This window comes from Pseudoalteromonas marina, from assembly GCF_000238335.3.
Taxonomy (GTDB): domain Bacteria; phylum Pseudomonadota; class Gammaproteobacteria; order Enterobacterales; family Alteromonadaceae; genus Pseudoalteromonas; species Pseudoalteromonas marina.
On the sequence record NZ_AHCB03000007.1, the window covers coordinates 399,532 to 420,529 of the forward strand.

The window sequence follows — 20,998 nt, forward strand, 5'->3', positions numbered from 1 at the left end:
AGCTTGAGGTTCCATAAAATTTAGACACACCTATCCTGCTATTTAAGCAAACATTGGAGGTCGGTAAAGTGATTTGGGAGAGGTTGTTTGAGCACGCGATTCGCATGTATTAACTTTTTCAGTACTCATAACTGCAATAATCATTAGAATATCAACATTGAGCATTGAGTTAGCGGTACAGCCATTAACGGGACAACTGCATTCATTTTGAGCAGTCGCTTCCTCATCGCAGCAATCCATTTGCATCATGGAATGGTGAGCGCTGTTATTCTCTGCACTACTTTTGTCTAAATGCATGTTAACGTGAACGTTAGACTGATGAGGCATTTCACATTCACTTGCTATAGACGCAAACGACTGACCCACAAACGTGAGCAGTAAAGTAAGCGTAAGTAAAATAGTGTACAAGCGTTGCAAAATAGTACCTCAATCAAAAAAGGGGATTTTAAAGTAACTTATAAACGACTACAAATAATTTAGGGCATGTTTTGTAGTTTGGTTTGGGGTTTAATTAAATAACTGCCAATTACTGTAAATATACAATAGCCACTAAAATACCAAAACCCTTCACCAAATTGTGCATTCATAACAAGCAATTCACCACTTTTACCGTGTGCATTGCCCGCTAAATACGTAACAATTAATGCTATTACAAATACATCAACCATACTCCATTTGCTGAGTGCACAAACAATATTGCCACATACTTGCTTAAGTCTATTCACTGGTAAGCAGCAATACAGTAGCTGTAATAATAGCTTTAAGCTTGGCACCACAACTGAAAAAAGACCAACCAAGGCAGCCACAAGTAAATTATTATTATTTGCTAGGTCTGTGATAGTGCCGTAAATACTTTGCGTTTTGCTATAAGCGCTAATCTCACCGTCTAACTTATCCAGGCCCAACATGTTTGAAAACATCATTAGCATGCTGCGCGTTCGGCCATCGCCCTCTTCAGCTAACATTTCAATCCCCGCTTGAGCAAGTTTTGATTTATCAATATTCCCTTCAATTGTTAACACGGGTTTTGTAATACCCGGAAATAACAAACATAAAGCAATAACTACACTTACAACAGATAAAAAATTACGCATACTTATTCGCTCATAACTTCTATTACATCATCACTATAAAGCATTGACTCTAATATAAAGCTGTATATTTTTTCTATTTCTATCTCTGGGTTAACCAACTTAAGTTGTGTTTCAACCACTGCCCAGTTTTTAGTTTCAATCGCTTTTGCCAGTAATAAGCAATCACCCAGCAAACCGGTTTGCAGTAGCAAAGCATCTGTTATGCTTTTATCTAGCGTAAACTCTTTTACAATAGTTGCTAGCTCAATATCTAATATCGCATCAAGCATCGAAAACAAACCCACTAAGTAACCTTGCTGAGATAAATTTTTGTTTGTTTCAGCTAATATAAGCTCTATTAACCGAGCGCGTACAAGAGCAAATTTAGTCAACTCTGTTGGTTTATCTATTCCTAAATCGCTAACAGCTAATACACGCACAAATTGACGAATTACGTCCTCACCTAAATAAACAACAGCTTGCGATATGGACGTAATAACTAAATTACTATTATTAGAACGTGCATTTGCCAAACGTAAAATTCGCGCCGTTATTCCTACATCTTTAGCTACACGCTGATGAATTTCTTCAAAGCATAACGATTCTTTTGCTATTGCTTTAAGGAGTTCGAAAACGGTAACTTTTGAAGGATCGACCCCACTGTAAGTTAGCATTTCTGGGCGAGCAAAAAAGAATCCCTGAAAATAATCACAGCCTGCATCGCGTAAGTTTATAAACTGATCGTAAGTTTCTATTCGCTCTACTATTATTTTGCAATGAGGGTAGCTTCGTTTAAGCTTTTTAACCCGTATGTTAGTTTTAATAATAGGCTCTTCAGCCTCAATTTTTATATAACTAACAAGGGCGAGTAACGGCTCCCATTTTTCATCGCCGTCATAATCGTCCAGTGCAAATACATAACCCTGACCTTTCAGCGCTTTAATACGACTAGCAACCGCTGCAATGTTTACCGTGCGCTCAACAATTTCAATTACAGTATGTTCAGGGTTTAATAGTTTAGGGAATTCATCCAGTAAGGCGTCTGTAGAAAGATTTACAAAAGCAAGTTGGTGAGCTGTAAGCTTTTCTGCGCCAACTAACATTAAGGTATTAAAAAACAAACGGCTGGTCGCGTGCTCATCGCTAGTGCCTACAGGAAACGCATTATTTGCGGAGTTTCGGTAAAGCAACTCATAAGCAAACACAGCTTTGTCAGCATCAAATATTGGTTGCCTAGCAACATATTGTGTCAACGTAGGTGTTAACGACGGGGTGTCAGACACGTTCAATAGAATTCACCTATAAGTTTGTGCAAAATTAAAGCTAATCTTTTCAGTCTAATCTATGTTAGAGATTAAAAGTATAGTAAATGCATCTTAATCGTTGCAAAATTTTGCAAAGTAAATAAAACTAATAAAAAAGTTCGTAGTACAGGAGCGGGTTTGCTTATTTTAAAGTGGTTATTGATATTATGTTTAGCATTGAGCTCGCTTCCTAATATTGCAGCACAAAGCAACAATACCCTAAAGTACAACATTAGCTCATCTGGAAGTCATTACCCTTTCTACACCAACAATCCTAAACGCCCGGGAGTGTTACCAGAAATCATTGAAAAAGTACTTATTGACGCTAATATCTCTGCTTCTCATGAATCGCTACCTGCAAAGCGAATCACTAAATACCTTAATGAAGGGATTATTGACTTTGATGTGATCTCGCTTGATTGGCTACCTCAAAGTGAAAGAACCAACACCAAATATGTATTTTCTGACCCATTAATTACAGTAACAGAAATGCTTGTAACGCTGCCCGAAAACACAAAAAAATGGCAACATGTGTCCAACATGGAGGGTAAAAATGTAGGCACAGTATTAGGTTATTATTATCACAATGCTGATACATTTAAACGCGTTGATTTTCCCTCGGAAAAAGAACTCATAGAGGCGCTAGTACGAAAAAGAGTAGATGTTGCCATAATAGGTGAGTTGCCAACCTTATATTGGTCACAAAAACTTAATATCAACATTGGTTTTGGTGCTCAATATTCTCATGGTTTTTTGAGAATTCGCCTGCTTAGCAAACATAAGCACTTAATGCCTATCATCAATAAAGTAATAAAAAACCTCCACAGCATTGGTTATATAAACAACATAGCTGAAAAATACATGAAAGAAATACCCATACAAAACTAAGGGATTTATAACACACACCCAGTGCGCTGAGTTATACTATGCAAAAATATTAACCCACCAAAAAAGTAGTCCTATGAGTATTGAAAAAGCCTTAATTGAACGCAGCAATAACCAGTGTGAATTGTGTACAGCTACCAATGACTTATCTGTTTATGAAGTTCCACCTGTAACCGAAACACATTCAGACAAATGCATTTACACTTGCAAAACATGCAAAGAACAAATTGAAAACACCGTCGAAATCACTCCAACGCATTGGCATTGTTTAAATGACAGCATGTGGAGCCAAACACCTGCGGTTCAAGTTGTTGCCTATAGAATGCTATCGCGCTTAGCGCCAGATAACGGTTGGGCACAAGATGCACTAGACATGGTATATCTAGAAGAAGAGACTCTGGCGTGGGCTAATAAAGCACTTGCTGAAGATGACGATGTTAAACATGTCGATAGTAATGGCGTGGTTCTTCAAGCTGGCGATACCGTGACACTTATAAAAGATTTAGATGTAAAAGGCAGTAGCCTTACAGCAAAACGTGGTACTGCGGTGCGTAATATTGGTTTAACCAGTAACCCAGAACACATTGAAGGGCGTGTTGATGGCCAGCGCATTGTCATTTTAACTAAGTTTGTTAAAAAGTAGGCAGCAAATAACTCACACTATCTTCGCTTTTAACTGTGAGTAATAAGTTAGAACAAAAATGCCCAGCAGTGCTGGGCATTTTTGTAAGTAGTGGTTATTCATCAACCAGTTGCTCACACCTATAAAAGCCAGTAGGTTCACTTAACAATGACACTAGCTCAGGCAATACATTATCCATAGTTTGTTTAAGCTTCCATGGCGGATTAATCACTATCATACCTGATGCAGTCATGCCATGAACGTCAGTATCGGCCTCGGTTCCCAGCTCAAATAACTGAATATTTCGCATACCGGAATCAATTAAACCCTGCTCCATATTGTTAATGCGCTCCCGATCAACAACCGGATACCAAATCATATAAGTACCCGTTGCAAATCGTTGATGTGCTTTAATTAATGTTTTTACAACGCGTTCATAATCATCTTTTATTTCGTATGGTGGGTCGATTAATACGCACGCTCTTCGAGACGCAGGTGGTAGTAGCCCTACCAAACCAGTGAACCCGTCTTCACCGCGCACTCGAATAGAGCGCTTACCCTGCATATTACTTTCTAGCAAGACTAAGTCTCTTGGGTGCAATTCAAAAAACCAACCTTTATCTTGACGACGTAAATAATGTTCAGCAATTTTTGGTGAACCCGGATAAAAATCGAGGTCACTCGCATTATTGAACGATTTAATTAGGTCAATGTATTCGTTAAGAGCCTCATGCTCACTTGTGTGCGCCCACAACTTTTCAATACCGTCTTGGTATTCTTGCGTTTTTTGAGCATCAGCTGCTGCGAGTTCAAAAAAGCCTGCGCCAGAGTGCGTATCAATGTAATCTAGCGGCTTATCCTTAACTGTTTGATATTTAAGCACCTCAGCCAATACAAGATGTTTTAGGACATCGGCCGGATTACCCGCATGAAATGAGTGTCTGTAACTAAGCATTATTTATTTTCGCCATACGCAATTTAATATCGCAAGTGAACCATAAGCACTGGGCTTTAGCAACTTGCACTAAGGTCTGTTAACCTTTCAAGGTTAAAGTTTAAGCGACCTGTTTGATATTTAGGCAAAGTAGAGCCTACATAGTGCGGTTATACTTACATGAATTTAAGCCGGTAGAATAACGCGGGAGCAGTTACCGAGTCCATTGAGTTACAAACCTCGCGCCACGATTAAATACCCTCTAGTTTGAACAAACTTTAATCCGCAAAATTCAACAACCTCTTGGATAAAGGGTGTTTAAATGAACCATATATGAACAAAAAAGCACGTTGTATGAATTATCCCTTAACAAAGAAGAAAAATCAGCTAAAACTCGCGTAAATGCTAGTAAATTAATGTACTTTGCTTTACATTTGCAAGACATTAATTACAGTTATATGAGCGCCTTATGGACAACAATACTCTTCAACAACTCGAACAACTGATCGATTCACTTATTGAACGCAATAATCAATTACAAACTGACGTTGCTAGCTTAAAAGAACAAAACAGCAAACTTGCTGATGATAATGAGCTTTTACAACTAGAAGCGCTTGAAAACGAAGAAAAGCAAAAAGATGCCAGCACAACATTAACTGGCTTGCTTGATAAATTACAAAGCGCACAACAGGCTAGCTAATGTCTGAGCTGCAAAACCAGCGGGTCACTGTTGAGTTGCTAGGTAAAGAGCAGCAATTTGCTTGTCCGCAAGGACAAGAAGAGGCATTGATAGCAGCAGCTAAAAATCTAAACGACTTAGTTGAACAAATGAAACAGCGTTCAACCGTTCGAAACGATCAAAAAGCATTGCTTATGGCAGCACTTAATTTAAGCCACGATTTGCTTGAAGCAAAAACACAAGCAACTGTTGAGCAGCAACACCAAGACCAACTTGTTGATAAACTCAGCCAACATTTGGCAAGTGACCCCGAACAAAAAAAATAAAAAAGCGCAACCTGCGCTTTTTGTTTATCATTAGGGTAATAAATGGCCTGCAAGAGATCGCAAATGAAGTACTCCTTACTCACTATTCACTCATCGTTAAAATATACACTCCTGATGATAGGTTTACTTTTTGCCACAGCCAATTCAAATGCAGCTATTAGCTGGCAAACTATTAATAACAATATCCAATTTTTAAAACAACAGGACGATTTACGCTTTTACGACTCAAACCAAGTTTTGATTGAAGGCGCTGAATGCGCCCTACTTGTTGATACCAGCGGGAATTTTGCCGGTGTTGAACAACTAGTTGTTGAACTAAAAAAACGTCTTAAAACGCCTCTTTGTTATTTAGTTGCAACTCATTATCACGACGATCACTTACTGGGCATGGCGGTGGTTCAACACTACTATCCAAACGCTAAACTCATTACCCACCAGCAAGTGAGCGCTGATTTTAAAACCTATCAAAAAGCCTACATCAATAAACTCGACAGCTATGAAAAAAGCATTGAACTGAGTTATCAGCGTTTAGCTTCAATTCCCAAAGAAGAACAAACAGCATGGCGAGAAAAGCTAGAACTGGCTAAAGCACGACTTTTTCGCTGGCGCGAATATAAGCTTAATCCACCAAAAATAGCATTAGCAGTAAGTAAAACGCTTAATTTAGGGAACTTTGAGATAAATATCACACCACACAAAGCGCATACTACGGGTGATTTAACCATTACTACAAACAATGGGAGCACGTTAATTGGTGGTGATATTGTTGATTGGCTGCCTTACCCAGGCCACGGTGAACTTAAAAGCTGGCAAACGTTGCTTAAACAATACATAAGTAATGAAAAGCTATCACTCATTATACCAGGCCATGGTGATACTCTAAATAAACAACAACTAAAGCAACCACTGGCATTCTTAAATGCCCTGACTGAACACGTCAAAAGTAATCAAAACCTAACAACTGAAGCACTCATAGAATCTTTTCCACAAAATGTGCTCGCTCCTTATCAACAAGACACGCTAAACCAAAAGTCGAGCCAGTTTTTTTTACAAGCAGGACTCAATCGCGCTAAAAGCTCACAATAACCCAACACAACGGATTGTGTTAAAATAATAAAAGGAATTTATTCAAGTGATCACTATGCGCAGTTTGATATTATGCTTTTTAGTACTTTTTTTGTTTGGTTGTGAATTAACTGAGCAAAAGCAGGCAGAGGCACCTCAAATATTTACTCATTTTGAGCCTGATTACGCTAATCACCAAAACGTAGATGAACCGATACCCCAAAAGCAACAAGCACTGCTTATTGAAGAACAAAGCACGCCACTAAAGGTTAAAAATAGAGTCGTAAAAAAGCGCCCACCAAAAACGACTGATTTATGGGTGCACATTGCTAACAACTTACACTTTACGGTTTATCAAAATCGGGCTTTAAAAAAACGCATTAAGTGGTATCTAAAACAGCCTAAATACCTAACCACGGTAAGTAAGCGTGCAGCACCCTATTTATACCACATTGTAAAAAAAATAGAGCAAAGAAACCTCCCTATGGAAATAGCGTTACTGCCTTTTGTGGAAAGTGACTTTAGACCTACAGCTGCCTCATCGCAGCAAGCTGTTGGCGTATGGCAACTTGTCGGTGCAACTGCGTATCACTTTGGTATAAAGTCAGATCAATGGTACGACGGACGCCAAGATGTACTTGCTTCAACCGATGCCGCGCTGGATTATCTGAGTTATTTACATAAACGCTTTAATGGTAACTGGCTACATGCATTAGCCGCCTACAATAGCGGTGAAGGACGCGTAAAGCGGGCCATAGAGAAAAATACAAAACGAGGAAAAAGCACTGACTTTTGGTCGCTAAGCTTGCCAAAAGAAACTGCTGATTACGTACCAAAATTACTCGCTTTAAGTTATTTAGTTAAGCATCCACAAAAAGGCATGAAGCAACCAAAACTTGCTTATAAACCACTCACCACACAAATGAATATAGGTCAGCAATTCGATTTTTCGGTTATTGCTAAGCTGTCTGGAATTGGCTCAAAGCAGTTACATGCAATTAACCAAGGGTATTTAAAAAATCAAAGTTCGCCAAACGGACCACATACCTTACTACTGCCAATAGGCCAAGAGGCACTTTTAAAAAGTCAGTTTTTTAAATCTAACTTTGCTGGTGAATACATAGTAAAGCAAAACGATACACTTTATGGCATTGCAAAGCGTTATAGTATGTCGGTCAAAGCGCTTAAACAGCTTAATAACAAAGCCAATAACTTTATTGGTATAGGCGAAAAGTTATTGGTTGGGCAACCCAAAACCTTACCAAGCTCTTTAACCATAGATTACAAAATAAGCCCTTATTTAGAACCTCAAGAAGATATTGTTATCCCAACAATAGAAATAGACTACACCGTAAAAACTGGAGATAGCCTGTGGAGTATTAGCCAACTTTACGACGTACCACATAGCGATTTAGCTAAGTGGAATAAATTATCAGCCTCAAGTATTTTAAAGCCCGGCAGTCAGCTAGTACTTTTTATTCCTCAAGCTGAAAAACCTAAAGCCAAGCCAATCAAAAAAGACCTACTGCTTGATCTGCAAAAAACACTAAATCAACCACGTTAAGTTTATAAACCAATCTATTTCGCGTAAAATCACGCCCTAACATAGTTATTATTGAAAGAGATCAGCATGCAAATTAGTAAAAATTCGGCAGTAGAGTTTCACTACACACTCAGTGAAGCAGGTGAGCAAATTGAAAGTAGTGTAAATGATGCACCACTTAGCTACATCCATGGTAGCGAAGGCATGCTTGCGGGTTTAGAAAAAGCCCTTGAAGATAAAAGTGCCGGCGATAAATTTAGTGTAACACTTGAACCAAGTGAATCTTATGGTGAGCGTGTTGATGACTTAATTCAACGCATTCCACTAAAGCATTTACAAGGCGATGTTAAAGTGTGGAAACCAGGTATGACCGCAATGGTTCAATCTAACCAAGGCCGTCATCAAGTGACTATTGTTAAAGTTGGTCGTTTTAATGCCGATTGTGACCTAAATCACCCATTTGCAGGTAAAACTCTGACATTTGATGTTGAAGTTGTATCGGTACGCGAAGCAACCAGCGAAGAGATTTCGCATGGCCATGTTCACGCTGAAGGCGGTTGTGGCCACGCTCACTAATTAGCGAAAAAGGAACAAGTATGTCAAAAGTTGCAATTGTAACAGGTGGTACAAAAGGGATTGGCCTAGCGGTAGTAAAACGCTTACTAACCAGTGGCTATGAGGTACATAACCTTGATATCACACCAAGCGATGTAGGTGTTTTTCATCATTGCGATGTAAGTGATGTAGAAGCTGTCCGCCGCTCAATAAGCGTGATACATGAACAATCTCAACGTATTGACGTACTGGTTTCTAATGCTGGAAAACACTTAAGCGCAAATATAGAAAGCACCGATGAGCAAACGCTCGATGCGCTATTTGCGCTTAATGTAAAAGGCGCCTATGCGGCGGTACAAAGCGTACTCCCAACGATGAAGGCAAATAATGCGGGTTCTATTATATTAATAGCATCCGACCAAGCATTAATTGCCAAGCAAAATTCATTTGCCTACAACCTCACTAAACATGCCCTCGCCTCAATGGCAAAAACTACAGCACTTGATTATGCACACTTTAATATTCGTGCTAATGCAGTGTGTCCAGGCACCATTGAAACCCCTTTATTTCATAACGCAATAGACGCTTACTGCAAAAAAAGTGGTGCAAACAAAGCCGATATAGTGGCAGAAGAAGCCAGCCTTCAACCGCTAAACCGATTAGGTCAAGCCGATGATGTAGCCGCTCTTGTGAGTTTTTTAGCAAGTGACGATGCAAGCTTTATTACTGGCAGCTTACAAAGTATTGATGGCGGCTATACAGCCCAATGAGTACAAATATAATTGACCCGCATGTTCATTTTTTTAATTTACTTGATGGTCAATACACTTGGCTACAAGGAAGCAATCCTCCTGCGTGGCCCAATTTAGAGAAAATAAAACGGCCTATTAGCGCACAACAACTTGCCAACAGTACCGATTTTAAATTAAAAGGCCTTGTTCACATAGAAGCGGGCTTTGATAACTCAGCCCCAATTAAGGAGCTAAATTGGCTAAGCAAGCATTTAAGTGGAATGCCATTTAAAGCTATTAGCTTTAACCAAATAGATGCGCCTGCTGAGCAATTTAGTAATGCACTAAATGCGCTTGCTCATTCAAGCTTATGTGGCATTAGAGATATAACCGAAGGAGATGACGCAGTAAGGCTAAAAAGCCCTCGTTGTATTCATAATCTTGATTTATTAGCAGCAAACAAATTGCATTTTGAAGCACAATTTGAGTTACACAATATTAGTGTGGCCAATCATATTGCTCACTGTGCAAAACAATTACCTCACCTACAAATTATTCTTAACCATACAGGGTTGCCTGATGATTTGATCTCTTGGCAAAAAGGCGTTGAACTACTTGCCCAATATAGCAATATTGCTATTAAGTTTTCTGGCTTTGAATTATTAGACCTGACACAAGCACAACAAGAAGCCTGCTTTAAGTGGCTTTTACAACATTTTGGCGAACAGCGTATTATGTTTGCTAGTAACTTTCCGGTATGCCAAATAAACACGCATTACAATGCCCTATGGCATCAGCATTATGCGTTATGTAATAGCCATAGCCTTTGGCATAAGCTCAGCTACGCAAATGCAAAGCACTACTACCAAGTGTAAGTAAAAGTCGTTATATTTAAATTTTATTATGCTTAAAATGGCGTAGGTTTTATGAAAAACACATTATTCATTTCGAGCTTAGCCTTGTGCACTTTATTAAGTGGCTGTGTATCGCAACACGCTGAACCCACTCCAAAATTACAACATGCATTACTTTTAGTGCCTAATCAAAGCGCAGTTAACAAAATAATCAATACCCTTATGAATATGCAAAATATAACGTTAGATGACGATGTATTTACAATAAACAGTGTGGTTACGCTGAGTAATTTAAACGAAAATAACATAATAAAAAGTCATCAGCTAAATCCACCCGACCAATTTGAACTGATGATAAAGAACAAACAATGCTTTATACGCCACGTAGATAGCAAAGCAACTCAAGAGCTCAAAGGTGTTGAGTGCGTAATTAACGAATGACCTTAATTCTGCTAATAAAAAGCCGATAAGTGAATAGTCACTTACCGGCTGTTGTAATAACAACATTAGTTATTATTTTATTTCTACACGTTGCGACCGCATTACAATCTCATCGTTTAACTCAATACCCAAACCTGGCTCTTCAGATACTTCAAAAAAACCATTTTTAGGTTGTGGGTCTTGTAGACACAACTCGCGGTTCCACTTTTTAATTGCGTACGTGTGATGCTCATGAATTAAAAAGTTAGGAATAGCAGTTTCCAGATGCAGTGATGCAGCCGTTGCAACTGGCCCACCACATACGTGCGCCTGAATGCGTACATCAAAAATATCAGCGTAATCACATACCTTTTTAGTTTCAGTAAAACCACCACATAAACCGATATCGGGCTGAAGTACGTCAATACTCTGATCTTCTAAATAAGGACGAACCCCCCAGCGATTATACAAGCGCTCACCACCTGCAATTGGCACATTCACTTTATCTGCTACTTTGGCATGCAATGAGTGATTTAAGTAGTTCACAGGCTCTTCAAAGTACATACAATCAAACTCTTCGGCTATTTCACCAATTTGAATTGCAGATGTAGCACCCGGTAAACTATGGCATTCAAAAATAATATCCACTTCATCACCCACAGCTTCACGAATAGCTTGCATACGCGCGCGATACAACTTCATTTCTGGGCGTGAAATAATATTAGTTCGGTCGTAATAGGTATTACCGTCTTTATCGTATTGAATTGGATCTACCTTTACTGCATCGTAACCCTCAGCTATGGCTTTTAATGCTGCCTCTGCATATTCTTGTGGCTGAACGAGCGCTTTAAATTCGCTATCCCAGTCAAACTGCAGTTGCGATGCATAAGTACGAAGCTTGTCGTTAACTTTACCACCAAGTAGTTGATATACCGGTAACCCAAGTGCCTTACCTTTAATATCCCAAAGCGCAGTATCAATAGCACTCATTGCAGCGTACACAACGGGTCCACCACCTAAGCCCCAAAAGCTTTCTCGTAACATGCGAGACCATAGCTTTTCTGTCTGAAACGGGTCGTGCCCAATTAAAAAAGCATCTGCCATTTCTTTAATCATGGCGGCGGCTGCGCTATGACCTAAATCATAAGCAAGACCCGCCTCACCAACACCACTAATGCCCTCATCAGTATGAATGCGAACGAATACGGGTGTCCATGCTGGGCGCTCTGGACAATGAATATCAAATACTTCTACGCGATTTACCTTCATAAAAATTCCTTATTAACCTGTTAAGGTTATTTTGCAAAACTGGGATCAAGCCGATACGCTTTACGCAGCATAGCAGGCCAAGCAAGCTGGCCTCCGGTGCTGCCGCTATGAACCACATTAGCTTGATTATAAATATTGTCGATTATTGGTTGAGGCACGGGAATGACCTCTTGCGAACTAGCTTGCAGCGCTAATTGTATTTCGCAGGCGCGCTGTAAGTCGTAAAAACGCATAAACGCATCGCCTACAGTAGGGCCTACAGTTAACCCACCATGGTTAACTAATAACATGTGATTGGTTGAGCCTAGGTCATCCTGGAGGACTTTGCGCTCATCATCATTAACTGCGAGGCCTTCGTAACCGTGATATGAAAGCGACGGTAATGAAAACATAGAATACTGACTTAATGGTAATAAGCCATTTTTTTGCGTAGCCACAGCAATGGTTTCTTTGGTGTGCAGGTGAATAACGCAATGCGCATCTTCTCTTACTTCGTGTATTGCACTATGAATAGTAAAACCAGCAGGATTAATGCTAAAGGGAGTGTCGTCGATTATATTCCCGTTTAAGTCTACCTTAACCAAGTTTGACGCGGTTACTTCGTCAAATGTTAATCCAAAAGCATTAACAAGATAATAGTCAGTGCCCGGCAAGCGCGCTGATAAATGCGTATAAATTAAATCTCCCCAGCGAAAGTGATCCACTAGCCGGTAACAGGCAGCAAGGTCGACACGAAGTTGCCACTCTTGAGCAGATACTTTATTTTTTAAATCGAGTTGGGGTAAATCAAACATAGTAAGCCTTTTAAAATACACACATAACAAGTGTAAATAGATGTTTAGAAGTCTAAAACACTCTGTTCTTTATAGCAATCTACAAACAAAAACAGCCACACGTGTGTGGCTGTTTTTAAAGGACGAATAACTGCTTTGAGTTATTTTACTTTAGATAAGTAGTCTGCAATAGCTTCAAACTCTTCGTCTGTTACTGTAGCAACCATTGCTTTCATCGCCATAGACATACCATTATTACGCGCACCCGACTTAATGTCTTTCATTTGCGCAACTAGGTAATCTTTGTTTTGGCCATTAAGTTTAGGGTACATACCCATAATTGGTGCTTTACCATCTGCACCATGGCAGGTTTGACAATTTTTTGCAGTGTAAAGAGCGGCGCCATCGGCGGCAGCTGCATTAAACGAGAAACTTGCGGCTAAACTAATGCCCGCGCCTAGTATTAGTGTTTTCATCTTGCTCATTGTATTTACTCTTCTTTTTTGACGGTTAGAAAAAACTGTTCAATTGATTGTAGTCAACAATCAAATAAAAAGCATACGTTAGAAACGATGCTAGACGATCAACTTAATCCTACACTGCTAGCTCGTTTTATGCTCATAATTAGTTTAGCAAATAAATATGAGCAGACGCTTAACTGACTGTTACCATACTAAATCGTCTGGCACTTCAAAATCTGCGTACGGATCGTCTTCATCTTTTGGTTTATTTTCAGCTTCAACATGAAAAACAATGTATTTTTCGTCAACTTCAGCCACCTTGCGAGCGGGTTCGTCTTCTAATACATAAAACTGCCCTTCTAGGACACAAATTGCTAGACGACCACCCGACAATGCTTTTTGAGTGTTTTCATTCACTTCAATACTTTTAACTTTTTTGTCGTAAGTAAAATTAAAGGTTCGCTCACCACGAATAGCATCTTGGTTGTTGTGCTCTAAAATTTGTTTAACGCGCGCTTCTTGCTCACGCTGTTTAAGGCTAACTTGGCGAACTTGGTTAAGCTCTTCTGCTTTTTTCTGCTGCTCAAGTTTAGTTTGTTGAATATGCTTTTGCAGATCACTAGGGTTACTTGTCGCGCCCTTTTTTTGTTTTTTTTGTTGCTTACGTTTTTCTGATTTAGCAACTTTAGCTTTATGCGATGTTGTTAATCCTGCTTGAAGCAATTGGTCTTGTAATGAACCCATGGCATTGTTCCAGTAAAAACTAATATTACGCTCATTTTAATCATCAACGCGTTTAAATAACAGTGCTATTGGTATTAATCTAACAAACTCCTTCATACTAAGCATGATATAAAGCAATAATCGTACTTTTAATTATCAATTAGAGTTAACTTTCAATACAATTAAGTAGCCAACTAGCTAACTCATAAGCCAAATAATGCGCTTAACCCATCTACTTGCTTGCTCCATTGTTATATTTTTTGTGCTTTATGCACCTCAACCGTTACTGAACTTATTTGCGAGTGAATATAATGTATCGCCTGCCGTTGCTGGTAGTCTTATGACGGCAACCATGCTGCCACTCGCTATTGCACCATTAGTATACGGCTTGTTTTTAGCTAAACAGAATCCTTTAAAAATACTTCGTATTGCAATGATAGTACTGAGCTTTAGCTGCTTACTATTTATATGGGTGCCAAGTTTTGAGCTCTTACTGTTAGTAAGGTTTTTACAAGGCCTTACTCTTCCCGCAGCATTAACCGCCATGACCAGTTTCATAGGGATAAGCTTTAGCGCTGATACACTTCAAAAAAATATGACACTCTATATAGGCAGCAGTATTGCAGGTGGTTACTTTGGAAGAGTGCTTGCTGCACTGTTTAGTGACTTATGGCATTGGCAAAGCTTTTATTACTTAATTGCTTTTATGCTTGTTTTTTTAGCCATATTAATAAAGCCCCAGAAATTCAATAACATTAGCCCCCATGCCCCAAAATCACCTCTAGATTACATCAAACAACTTAAGAAAGGTCCTGTCTTAAAAGTTTACAGCGCTGTGTTTTGTATGTTTTTTTGTTTTGCTGCTTTACTTAATTATTTGCCTTTTATACTGCAAAAAACATTTTTAATTACCAACACTCGTGATATTGGATTAGTTTATAGCGGCTATTTAATTGGTGCTTTGGCATCTATTGCGACGCCTTGGTTACTGAAAAAAGCACCTTCAGCTTGGCACGTATTAGCGGCGACTTTCATTTTTTATAGCCTTAGTATTGTTACGCTAATAAGCCAACAGCTAAGCGTATTTTTAACTGCATTTACGCTATTTTGTGCGGCTATGTTTATTATTCATTCAACCGCAGCTCCACTGGTCAATCAAATAAGTAAAGCACCACCAAGCGTGACAAACGGAGGGTATGTCTCGTTTTATTACAGTGGCGGGGCGAGTGGCTCGCTATTACCGGGTTTAGTTTATCAACAGTACGGACAAACGGCATTTATGTTTACCTTACTTGTTGTTTGTTTGTGCGGCTTTTTTCTTATTACCTGGGCTTACCTTGACGGTAAAAACATGACGCGCGGTTGATGACTCGTATAATTAAAAAAGGTTTCTAGGTCTGATTTACTCAAAATCCATGTAAGCGTATTTTCAAAGGGGTGGCAGTGAAATAACTCACCAAACCAAATATCTTGATCTAACCATACTGTTACCGCATTTTGTTTATCGTTTAGTAGCGCAAGCATTGATACACATCCTGGTGCAACTTTTAAATAGGTTGCTAAACGTTCGCTTGAAGCAAACCCTAAACGCGACAAACCTTGCTGTTTAGAGAGCGCTTTTAGGTCCAACTGCTTATTGTGAGCTGTAATTACTAAAAAGTGACGTTTACCTTCGTTATCACGCAAAAATAAATTTTTTAAACGGGTACCTGGGCGTTCAAGCAGTAATTCATCCGCTGCTAAGCTAGTATGTAAAGGTGGGTGTTCGATAACATCGTAATTAATATTTAAATGCGCTAAACACGCCTCTAATTTTGTTTTGTCCGCTAACATAATTACAAACAACGCCCTCTTAATTGCACGCTTAGATCTCGCCACAGAACGTCTGTTATTTCATGATTATTAGCGCAGTATTCACGCATTGTAAGCTCTTGCTTTAATAATTCAACGGCCTGGTCTTCTAATTTTAGTTTTAACACACTCGACTCTTCAAAGTGTTCTTGCTCAATATATTCCTTAACTTCACTGCGAGAAGGTCTGTTATTACGTCCACGATCGAGATTAAAGTTCTCACGGTGCTTAGCTTTAACCGATACAACATAAGCAAATACATTATTTCCTTGCTCATCTTGTTTTTCAAAAAACTGTTTGTTGTTTATTTCAAAAGGCGGCTCTTCATTTGATGCACAACCCGAAAGTAAAACCATCAGTACCAAAACGCTTTTTTTCATTATTTTCTGTCGTTTTAATGAGTAATTAAGCCGAGTCTATCAAAAATTCATCTAAACAGTGAAAATTAGCGAAAAAATACTTGACCAAATTTATAAAAAAACTTAAAGTTCGTCCCGCTTGGAACTCAGCAGCCAAGCGTTTATGTTATACATAAACTAGGAATGTGGGGCTATAGCTCAGCTGGGAGAGCGCCTGCCTTGCACGCAGGAGGTCAGCAGTTCGATCCTGCTTAGCTCCACCACTTTCCTACTCCTTCCTTAAATGTATTCTTTACTTCAAAAACACCCTAATTCATTCATTTTATTTTGTTTTTCATTTATCTCTATTATCTTGAGTCTTTATCAATTATTAGCTATACATACTTGTATATCTATTAATGCCTTAGGTAAATCATGGACTCTCCAAAACGCTCAACACTTAAAAAGCTTGCAGCTATAGGCTTAACTGCAGGCGCTATAACGCATGTTCCTTATGTTTTTGCTCGTAACAAGGTCACAATAAGAGTGCTTGGCACACATGTAACCTTACAGGACGCAATTCGTAAGCAAGCCATGAGTGATTTAGGCATTAATATTGAATTTACGCCCGCTGGTAGTGCCGCTGTTTTGCAAAGAGCCTCAATGGACCCCAGCTCATTTGATTTATACGAGCAGTGGTCAAACAGTATTAATGTGTTGTGGAATGCAGGCTCAATACAACCCATAGAAAAAAAACGCCTTACTTATTTTAACGAAATAAATAGCCTTACAAAAACAGGAAAGTTATCAGAAGATGCCAATATTGGTGCAGGTGACGCTCCCTTTAAAATATTAAACGTACAACCCGATGGCACACTCAGTGAGCAAGAAAGCGACTTAATAAGCTTTTTACCCTACGTGCACAATGTAGACTCCTTTGGTTATAACACTAAATTTATTAAACCCGGAATTGCCTATGAAACTGAAAGTTGGGGATGGTTACTGGATGAGCAACACAGAGGAAAAGTAGGTATTGTAAATGCACCAACTATTGGTTTATTTGACTTAGCGCTTGCTGCTAAAGCTAAAGGGCTTGTGAAAATTAACAATATAGGGGCAATGACTCGTATTGAATTGGATAACTTATTTAAGGTACTACTTGAGCTCAAACGCCAAGGCCATTTTAGCGGTTATTGGAACTCAGTGCCTGAATCTGTTCAGTATATGAAAGATGAACGCGTTCATATTGAAAGCATGTTTTCTCCTGCAGTATCTGCGCTAAATGGCCAAGGCATAAATGTGCGCTTTGCTGCTCCTAAAGAAGGTTACAGAGGCTGGCATGGTGTAATGTGCTTGTCGTCACAAACGCATGATAGTGTGAAAGATGCTTCTTACGATTATATGAATTGGTGGTTATCTGGCTGGCCAGGTGCATTTATTGCTCGCCAAGGTTATTACATAAGCAATCCGCAGCGTTCTAAACCATTACTTTCACAGAATGAATGGGACTATTGGTATGACGGCAAAATCGCAAACACTGATTTACTAGAAACAAATGGTAATATTGCGGTTAGAAAAGGCGAACAAAGAAATGGTGGAAGTTACACTAAACGCTTCAGTAATGTTGCAGTATGGAATACCGTTATGCCAACCTACGACTACAGTTTACAAAAGTGGTATGAGTTGATAAGTCGATAATGCGCTCTATTAAGTCAAAAATAATTGCGACCTTAGCTGTATTAGCTGGACTGCTTTTTATACAAAGCTATTTATTTAATCACTTACAAAAATCGTTAACCAGCTTACAAAGCATTCAAAACAATGCAATTAGCCAAAGTGAGGCTGTAGTAAAACTAGAAAGAGATGTAATGGCCTTACAAAGCCATGCCGTTGCATTTATTGATAAAGCTAACAAAAATAATATTACTAAGTTTAAAACATATCTAGACCAAGCCAATATTCATTTAGAGCAATTAACATTAAATACGCTAGACAAAACCCCAGAATATAAAAATATGCTTGCCCGCCTCAGCGAGCATCTAGCAAACTATGAAACAACATTTGAAAAAGTAGTTATTAACAGACAAAAGCGCGAGCAAATATACTCATCTGGATTTAAACAGCCCATTGAAGAGCTGCAAAAAAAGGTAATAGCACTTGAGTCAGTATCAAACAATGATAAAAAAATTCTATACAATGATATTTTACTAACCATTAGTAACCTTAAGCATGCAGCTGTCAGCTACCTTTATAAACCTAATTTTGATGAAGCTCAAAATGTGAAGCAAAATCTAGCGTTTTTGCACACAAAAATTAACCGTATGTCAGCTATTAATGACTCCTTGCTTGATAAAACAATTAATCTTAAAAAAACACATAACCAACTAATACTGCTAACACGTAGTTACACCTACTCTGTGAATGTTGTGCTGACAGGGATCGAAAACGAACTTTTATACCTAACTAATAAAATTAAAAGCGCTGAAGAAAAAAAATTAAATTTGGTTAAGTCGCAATTTAATAGTGAATTAACGAAAAAAACCAAGCAAAGCAGCCTATTTACCTTTCTAATTCTGATTATTATTTTGCTGCTTTGTTATTTTATTGTTGCTTTTGTTATTAAACCCCTATCACAGCTTACCTTGCTACTTAATAGTATGAATGAAGGTGAGCCAATTACACTAAAAAATAAGCATACAAAGCTGAGCGAAATTGCATCTGTGTTAAAAGCGGCTAATACACTTTATTTAAAAAGTGAGGAAACGAAGCAATTACTTGATGAAACACGCGCTTTAAATGTAAAAATGGAAGCCATGAATACAGAGCTTACTCAAGCAATAGAGGAAACAAACAAGGCTAATAAAACAAAAATCGACTTTGTGGCAAATATGAGCCATGAACTTCGCACACCAATGAACGGCATATTGGGTATGCTTCAACTCTTACAAAGTAGTGAAATGCCCGCAAAGCAGGAGCAATACGCTAAAAAAGCGTTTTCCAGCGCGCAAAGTTTACTGCAAGTTTTAAACAATATTTTAGACTTTTCAAAACTCGACTCTAATAACGTCAAACTTGAGAAAATCCCTTTCACACTCGATACGATCGTATCTAACGTTGAAGATTTATTTTCGATTAATGCACAACAAAAAGGACTAGCTCTAAATTGTGTTGTGCATGCCGACAGACACCTGACTCTGTTGGGCGATCCTATACAGCTAAATCAAATAATTAATAATTGCATTGGTAATGCCATTAAGTTTACCGATAAGGGTGAGGTGTCATTAACCATAGAAGTCATTTTTCAAAAAGAAAACAAAGTACAGTTGCGCTTTAGCATTAGTGATACCGGAATTGGTATGACGCAAGCCCAATCTGATAGGGTGTTTGAATCATTTGCTCAAGGCGACTCAAGTACAACAAGAAAGTACGGAGGCACAGGGCTTGGCCTAACGATTAGCAAACAGCTAACCAAATTATTAGGTGGTGACATACAAGTAAAAAGCGAACTTGGCAAAGGAAGTGAGTTTTTATTTACTCTTCCATTCACCATTGCAGAACAGCAATTAATTAATAACACTGCTAGCAAAAATAACCCTTTACCTGCAAAGGTAGTACTGCCAAAACTAACTGATTTTAAAGCACTTGTTGTGGACGATAACAAACTTAACCAAGAAATAACCTCTGCAATGCTAGGTAAATTTGACCTTAATACAACAATTGCAAACGATGGGCTAGACGCTATAGATAAAGTATCAGCTCAACATTTTGATATTGTATTTATGGATATACAAATGCCCCATATGGACGGCCTTGAAGCCACTAAACAACTAAGAGCTAAAGGCTACAGTATGCCTATTATTGCTTTAAGTGCTGCTGTAGAGCCCAGAGATAAAAAAGCAGCCGCTGATGCAGGTATGGATGACTTTTTGGTTAAACCCATTGTATTTGACGCGCTTTACGAAAGCTTAGATAAACACCTAAAAAGTAGAGATAATTTGCAAACAATAAATTTAGTAAAAGCAAAGCAAAACGTTGATAACAATGAAACCTTACTCGTGACATTGCTTACTCGGTTTATAGATGGTAATAATAACTTTTCAGCGAAGGCTGATTTATTAATAAACAATAATGATGTTGCTACTTTAAAGCGAACGGTGCATACACTGAAGGGGTTAGCGGGTACATTAGGGCTAGAGAAGCTGCAAAAGTGTGCATTAGAGACTGAAAAAGCACTACTTGAGGAAAGTTCGCTTAATATAGATTTATTAAAAGAAAATTTGGCAGCAACGCTTTTTTCTATTAAAGAATTATTAGCGACACTCAATTTGGAAAATATAGAGCCGAAACGACACAATCTCGAAGATGAGCTGGTAGTGATAAATGAGATTCACTCACTAGCATTAGCGTCTCGTCCTATCCCTAACGACCTAAAAAGGCATTTAGAAGCGAATAGCTATGATACTGAACACGGCTTATCAAAACTAATAGAGGCGATTAATAGTTTCGACTATCCGTCTGTAATTTCGATTATTGAAACATATAAAGCAGACACAAAGCATTAATGATTGAGCGATTCAGAATTTAAATACTAT

The 20,998-nt window shown here is 38.6% G+C and carries 23 protein-coding genes and 1 tRNA gene; 14 read left to right on the forward strand and 10 right to left on the reverse strand.

Going from position 1 to position 20,998, the window contains the following annotated elements:
* Window positions 1–42: 42 nt before the first annotated feature.
* Genes PMAN_RS13030 through PMAN_RS13040 form a run of 3 tightly spaced genes read right to left on the reverse strand, consistent with a single transcriptional unit; the run spans window position 43 to window position 2,362 of the window.
* The gene (locus PMAN_RS13030; protein WP_010556668.1) at window positions 43–417 is read right to left on the reverse strand and encodes a hypothetical protein; all 375 of its coding nucleotides are present in this window, start codon (window positions 415–417) and stop codon (window positions 43–45) included.
* A gap of 59 nt (window positions 418–476) precedes the next feature.
* Window positions 477–1,094 carry a paraquat-inducible protein A gene (locus PMAN_RS13035; RefSeq protein ID WP_010556669.1) on the reverse strand — a complete coding sequence of 206 codons (618 nt, stop codon included), beginning with the start codon at window positions 1,092–1,094 and terminating at the stop codon, window positions 477–479.
* A gap of 2 nt (window positions 1,095–1,096) precedes the next feature.
* Window positions 1,097–2,362, reverse strand: a complete 1,266-nt coding sequence (locus tag PMAN_RS13040) for an EAL and HDOD domain-containing protein (protein WP_010556670.1) — start codon at window positions 2,360–2,362, stop codon at window positions 1,097–1,099.
* Window positions 2,363–2,515: 153 nt separating this feature from the next.
* On the opposite strand from PMAN_RS13040, the gene PMAN_RS13045 reads away from it, so the two are divergent.
* On the forward strand, window positions 2,516–3,265 hold the full coding sequence (locus PMAN_RS13045) for a substrate-binding periplasmic protein (protein WP_008130444.1): 750 nt from the start codon (window positions 2,516–2,518) through the stop codon (window positions 3,263–3,265).
* Between the two features lie 73 nt (window positions 3,266–3,338).
* Window positions 3,339–3,905: a PhnA domain-containing protein gene (locus PMAN_RS13050; protein WP_010556671.1), complete on the forward strand. Its 567-nt coding sequence runs from the start codon at window positions 3,339–3,341 to the stop codon at window positions 3,903–3,905.
* 94 nt (window positions 3,906–3,999) lie between these two features.
* On the opposite strand, the gene PMAN_RS13055 is transcribed toward PMAN_RS13050, so the two are convergent.
* Window positions 4,000–4,839, reverse strand: a complete 840-nt coding sequence (locus tag PMAN_RS13055; RefSeq protein ID WP_010556672.1) for a 23S rRNA (adenine(2030)-N(6))-methyltransferase RlmJ — start codon at window positions 4,837–4,839, stop codon at window positions 4,000–4,002.
* 448 nt (window positions 4,840–5,287) lie between these two features.
* Between PMAN_RS13055 and zapB the strand changes: the two genes are divergently transcribed.
* The 8 genes from zapB to PMAN_RS13095 all read left to right on the forward strand — a co-directional run bounded on the left by zapB (window position 5,288) and on the right by PMAN_RS13095 (window position 11,012).
* The gene (gene zapB / locus PMAN_RS13060) at window positions 5,288–5,518 is read left to right on the forward strand and encodes a cell division protein ZapB (RefSeq protein ID WP_006791213.1); all 231 of its coding nucleotides are present in this window, start codon (window positions 5,288–5,290) and stop codon (window positions 5,516–5,518) included.
* Window positions 5,518–5,823, forward strand: a complete 306-nt coding sequence (locus PMAN_RS13065; RefSeq protein WP_006791214.1) for a cell division protein ZapA — start codon at window positions 5,518–5,520, stop codon at window positions 5,821–5,823. Before zapB ends, PMAN_RS13065 begins: the two co-directional genes overlap by 1 nt.
* Before the next feature lie 63 nt (window positions 5,824–5,886).
* Complete coding sequence (locus tag PMAN_RS13070; RefSeq protein WP_008128279.1) at window positions 5,887–6,909, forward strand: MBL fold metallo-hydrolase; 1,023 nt, start codon at window positions 5,887–5,889, stop codon at window positions 6,907–6,909.
* A 55-nt stretch (window positions 6,910–6,964) separates the two neighbouring features.
* Window positions 6,965–8,452 carry a LysM peptidoglycan-binding domain-containing protein gene (locus tag PMAN_RS13075; RefSeq protein WP_010556674.1) on the forward strand — a complete coding sequence of 496 codons (1,488 nt, stop codon included), beginning with the start codon at window positions 6,965–6,967 and terminating at the stop codon, window positions 8,450–8,452.
* Between the two features lie 66 nt (window positions 8,453–8,518).
* Window positions 8,519–9,007, forward strand: coding sequence for an FKBP-type peptidyl-prolyl cis-trans isomerase (locus PMAN_RS13080; RefSeq protein WP_006791217.1), 489 nt, complete (start codon window positions 8,519–8,521; stop codon window positions 9,005–9,007).
* A 20-nt stretch (window positions 9,008–9,027) separates the two neighbouring features.
* A complete protein-coding gene (locus tag PMAN_RS13085) occupies window positions 9,028–9,756 on the forward strand; it encodes an SDR family NAD(P)-dependent oxidoreductase (protein ID WP_010556675.1) in 729 nt (242 codons plus the stop codon).
* Complete coding sequence (locus PMAN_RS13090) at window positions 9,753–10,592, forward strand: amidohydrolase family protein (protein WP_010556676.1); 840 nt, start codon at window positions 9,753–9,755, stop codon at window positions 10,590–10,592. The genes PMAN_RS13085 and PMAN_RS13090 overlap by 4 nt, the downstream gene beginning before the upstream one ends.
* 51 nt (window positions 10,593–10,643) lie before the next feature.
* Window positions 10,644–11,012, forward strand: coding sequence for a hypothetical protein (locus tag PMAN_RS13095; protein WP_010556677.1), 369 nt, complete (start codon window positions 10,644–10,646; stop codon window positions 11,010–11,012).
* A 72-nt stretch (window positions 11,013–11,084) separates the two neighbouring features.
* Here the strand turns inward: PMAN_RS13095 and PMAN_RS13100 are convergent, their stop codons facing one another.
* The 4 genes from PMAN_RS13100 to PMAN_RS13115 all read right to left on the reverse strand — a co-directional run bounded on the left by PMAN_RS13100 (window position 11,085) and on the right by PMAN_RS13115 (window position 14,238).
* Window positions 11,085–12,260, reverse strand: coding sequence for a mandelate racemase/muconate lactonizing enzyme family protein (locus PMAN_RS13100; RefSeq protein ID WP_010556678.1), 1,176 nt, complete (start codon window positions 12,258–12,260; stop codon window positions 11,085–11,087).
* 26 nt (window positions 12,261–12,286) lie between these two features.
* Window positions 12,287–13,054, reverse strand: coding sequence for a class II aldolase/adducin family protein (locus PMAN_RS13105; RefSeq protein WP_010556679.1), 768 nt, complete (start codon window positions 13,052–13,054; stop codon window positions 12,287–12,289).
* A 140-nt stretch (window positions 13,055–13,194) separates the two neighbouring features.
* Window positions 13,195–13,518, reverse strand: coding sequence for a c-type cytochrome (locus PMAN_RS13110; RefSeq protein ID WP_008128263.1), 324 nt, complete (start codon window positions 13,516–13,518; stop codon window positions 13,195–13,197).
* A gap of 180 nt (window positions 13,519–13,698) precedes the next feature.
* Window positions 13,699–14,238, reverse strand: coding sequence for a DUF2058 domain-containing protein (locus tag PMAN_RS13115; RefSeq protein WP_006791224.1), 540 nt, complete (start codon window positions 14,236–14,238; stop codon window positions 13,699–13,701).
* Window positions 14,239–14,434: 196 nt separating this feature from the next.
* On the opposite strand from PMAN_RS13115, the gene PMAN_RS13120 reads away from it, so the two are divergent.
* Window positions 14,435–15,583 (forward strand): MFS transporter, encoded by a 1,149-nt coding sequence (locus tag PMAN_RS13120; protein ID WP_010556680.1) that lies wholly within the window; start codon window positions 14,435–14,437, stop codon window positions 15,581–15,583.
* Here the strand turns inward: PMAN_RS13120 and PMAN_RS13125 are convergent.
* Window positions 15,550–16,050: a prolyl-tRNA synthetase associated domain-containing protein gene (locus tag PMAN_RS13125; protein WP_033035173.1), complete on the reverse strand. Its 501-nt coding sequence runs from the start codon at window positions 16,048–16,050 to the stop codon at window positions 15,550–15,552. The genes PMAN_RS13120 and PMAN_RS13125 overlap by 34 nt on opposite strands.
* 2 nt (window positions 16,051–16,052) lie before the next feature.
* Window positions 16,053–16,448, reverse strand: a complete 396-nt coding sequence (locus tag PMAN_RS13130) for a putative periplasmic lipoprotein (RefSeq protein ID WP_010556682.1) — start codon at window positions 16,446–16,448, stop codon at window positions 16,053–16,055.
* Between the two features lie 166 nt (window positions 16,449–16,614).
* On the opposite strand from PMAN_RS13130, the gene PMAN_RS13135 reads away from it, so the two are divergent.
* The 3 genes from PMAN_RS13135 to PMAN_RS13145 all read left to right on the forward strand — a co-directional run bounded on the left by PMAN_RS13135 (window position 16,615) and on the right by PMAN_RS13145 (window position 20,968).
* Window positions 16,615–16,690: transfer RNA gene (locus tag PMAN_RS13135), tRNA-Ala, on the forward strand.
* Window positions 16,691–16,841: 151 nt separating this feature from the next.
* The gene (locus tag PMAN_RS13140; RefSeq protein ID WP_010556683.1) at window positions 16,842–18,104 is read left to right on the forward strand and encodes an ABC transporter substrate-binding protein; all 1,263 of its coding nucleotides are present in this window, start codon (window positions 16,842–16,844) and stop codon (window positions 18,102–18,104) included.
* The gene (locus tag PMAN_RS13145) at window positions 18,104–20,968 is read left to right on the forward strand and encodes an ATP-binding protein (RefSeq protein ID WP_010556684.1); all 2,865 of its coding nucleotides are present in this window, start codon (window positions 18,104–18,106) and stop codon (window positions 20,966–20,968) included. The genes PMAN_RS13140 and PMAN_RS13145 overlap by 1 nt, the downstream gene beginning before the upstream one ends.
* The last annotated feature ends 30 nt before the right edge of the window (window positions 20,969–20,998 follow it).

Excerpts from the sequence above, each read along its gene's own strand:
- PMAN_RS13035 (WP_010556669.1), bottom strand. The coding sequence starts at position 1,094 with ATGCGTAATTTTTTATCTGTTGTAAGTGTAGTTATTGCTTTATGTTTG.
- PMAN_RS13050 (WP_010556671.1), top strand. The coding sequence starts at position 3,339 with ATGAGTATTGAAAAAGCCTTAATTGAACGCAGCAATAACCAGTGTGAA.
- PMAN_RS13055 (WP_010556672.1), bottom strand. The coding sequence starts at position 4,839 with ATGCTTAGTTACAGACACTCATTTCATGCGGGTAATCCGGCCGATGTC.
- zapB (WP_006791213.1), top strand. The coding sequence starts at position 5,288 with ATGGACAACAATACTCTTCAACAACTCGAACAACTGATCGATTCACTT.
- PMAN_RS13065 (WP_006791214.1), top strand. The coding sequence starts at position 5,518 with ATGTCTGAGCTGCAAAACCAGCGGGTCACTGTTGAGTTGCTAGGTAAA.
- PMAN_RS13070 (WP_008128279.1), top strand. The coding sequence starts at position 5,887 with ATGAAGTACTCCTTACTCACTATTCACTCATCGTTAAAATATACACTC.
- PMAN_RS13075 (WP_010556674.1), top strand. The coding sequence starts at position 6,965 with ATGCGCAGTTTGATATTATGCTTTTTAGTACTTTTTTTGTTTGGTTGT.
- PMAN_RS13080 (WP_006791217.1), top strand. The coding sequence starts at position 8,519 with ATGCAAATTAGTAAAAATTCGGCAGTAGAGTTTCACTACACACTCAGT.
- PMAN_RS13085 (WP_010556675.1), top strand. The coding sequence starts at position 9,028 with ATGTCAAAAGTTGCAATTGTAACAGGTGGTACAAAAGGGATTGGCCTA.
- PMAN_RS13090 (WP_010556676.1), top strand. The coding sequence starts at position 9,753 with ATGAGTACAAATATAATTGACCCGCATGTTCATTTTTTTAATTTACTT.
- PMAN_RS13095 (WP_010556677.1), top strand. The coding sequence starts at position 10,644 with ATGAAAAACACATTATTCATTTCGAGCTTAGCCTTGTGCACTTTATTA.
- PMAN_RS13100 (WP_010556678.1), bottom strand. The coding sequence starts at position 12,260 with ATGAAGGTAAATCGCGTAGAAGTATTTGATATTCATTGTCCAGAGCGC.
- PMAN_RS13105 (WP_010556679.1), bottom strand. The coding sequence starts at position 13,054 with ATGTTTGATTTACCCCAACTCGATTTAAAAAATAAAGTATCTGCTCAA.
- PMAN_RS13110 (WP_008128263.1), bottom strand. The coding sequence starts at position 13,518 with ATGAGCAAGATGAAAACACTAATACTAGGCGCGGGCATTAGTTTAGCC.
- PMAN_RS13115 (WP_006791224.1), bottom strand. The coding sequence starts at position 14,238 with ATGGGTTCATTACAAGACCAATTGCTTCAAGCAGGATTAACAACATCG.
- PMAN_RS13120 (WP_010556680.1), top strand. The coding sequence starts at position 14,435 with ATGCGCTTAACCCATCTACTTGCTTGCTCCATTGTTATATTTTTTGTG.
- PMAN_RS13125 (WP_033035173.1), bottom strand. The coding sequence starts at position 16,050 with ATGTTAGCGGACAAAACAAAATTAGAGGCGTGTTTAGCGCATTTAAAT.
- PMAN_RS13130 (WP_010556682.1), bottom strand. The coding sequence starts at position 16,448 with ATGAAAAAAAGCGTTTTGGTACTGATGGTTTTACTTTCGGGTTGTGCA.
- PMAN_RS13140 (WP_010556683.1), top strand. The coding sequence starts at position 16,842 with ATGGACTCTCCAAAACGCTCAACACTTAAAAAGCTTGCAGCTATAGGC.
- PMAN_RS13145 (WP_010556684.1), top strand. The coding sequence starts at position 18,104 with ATGCGCTCTATTAAGTCAAAAATAATTGCGACCTTAGCTGTATTAGCT.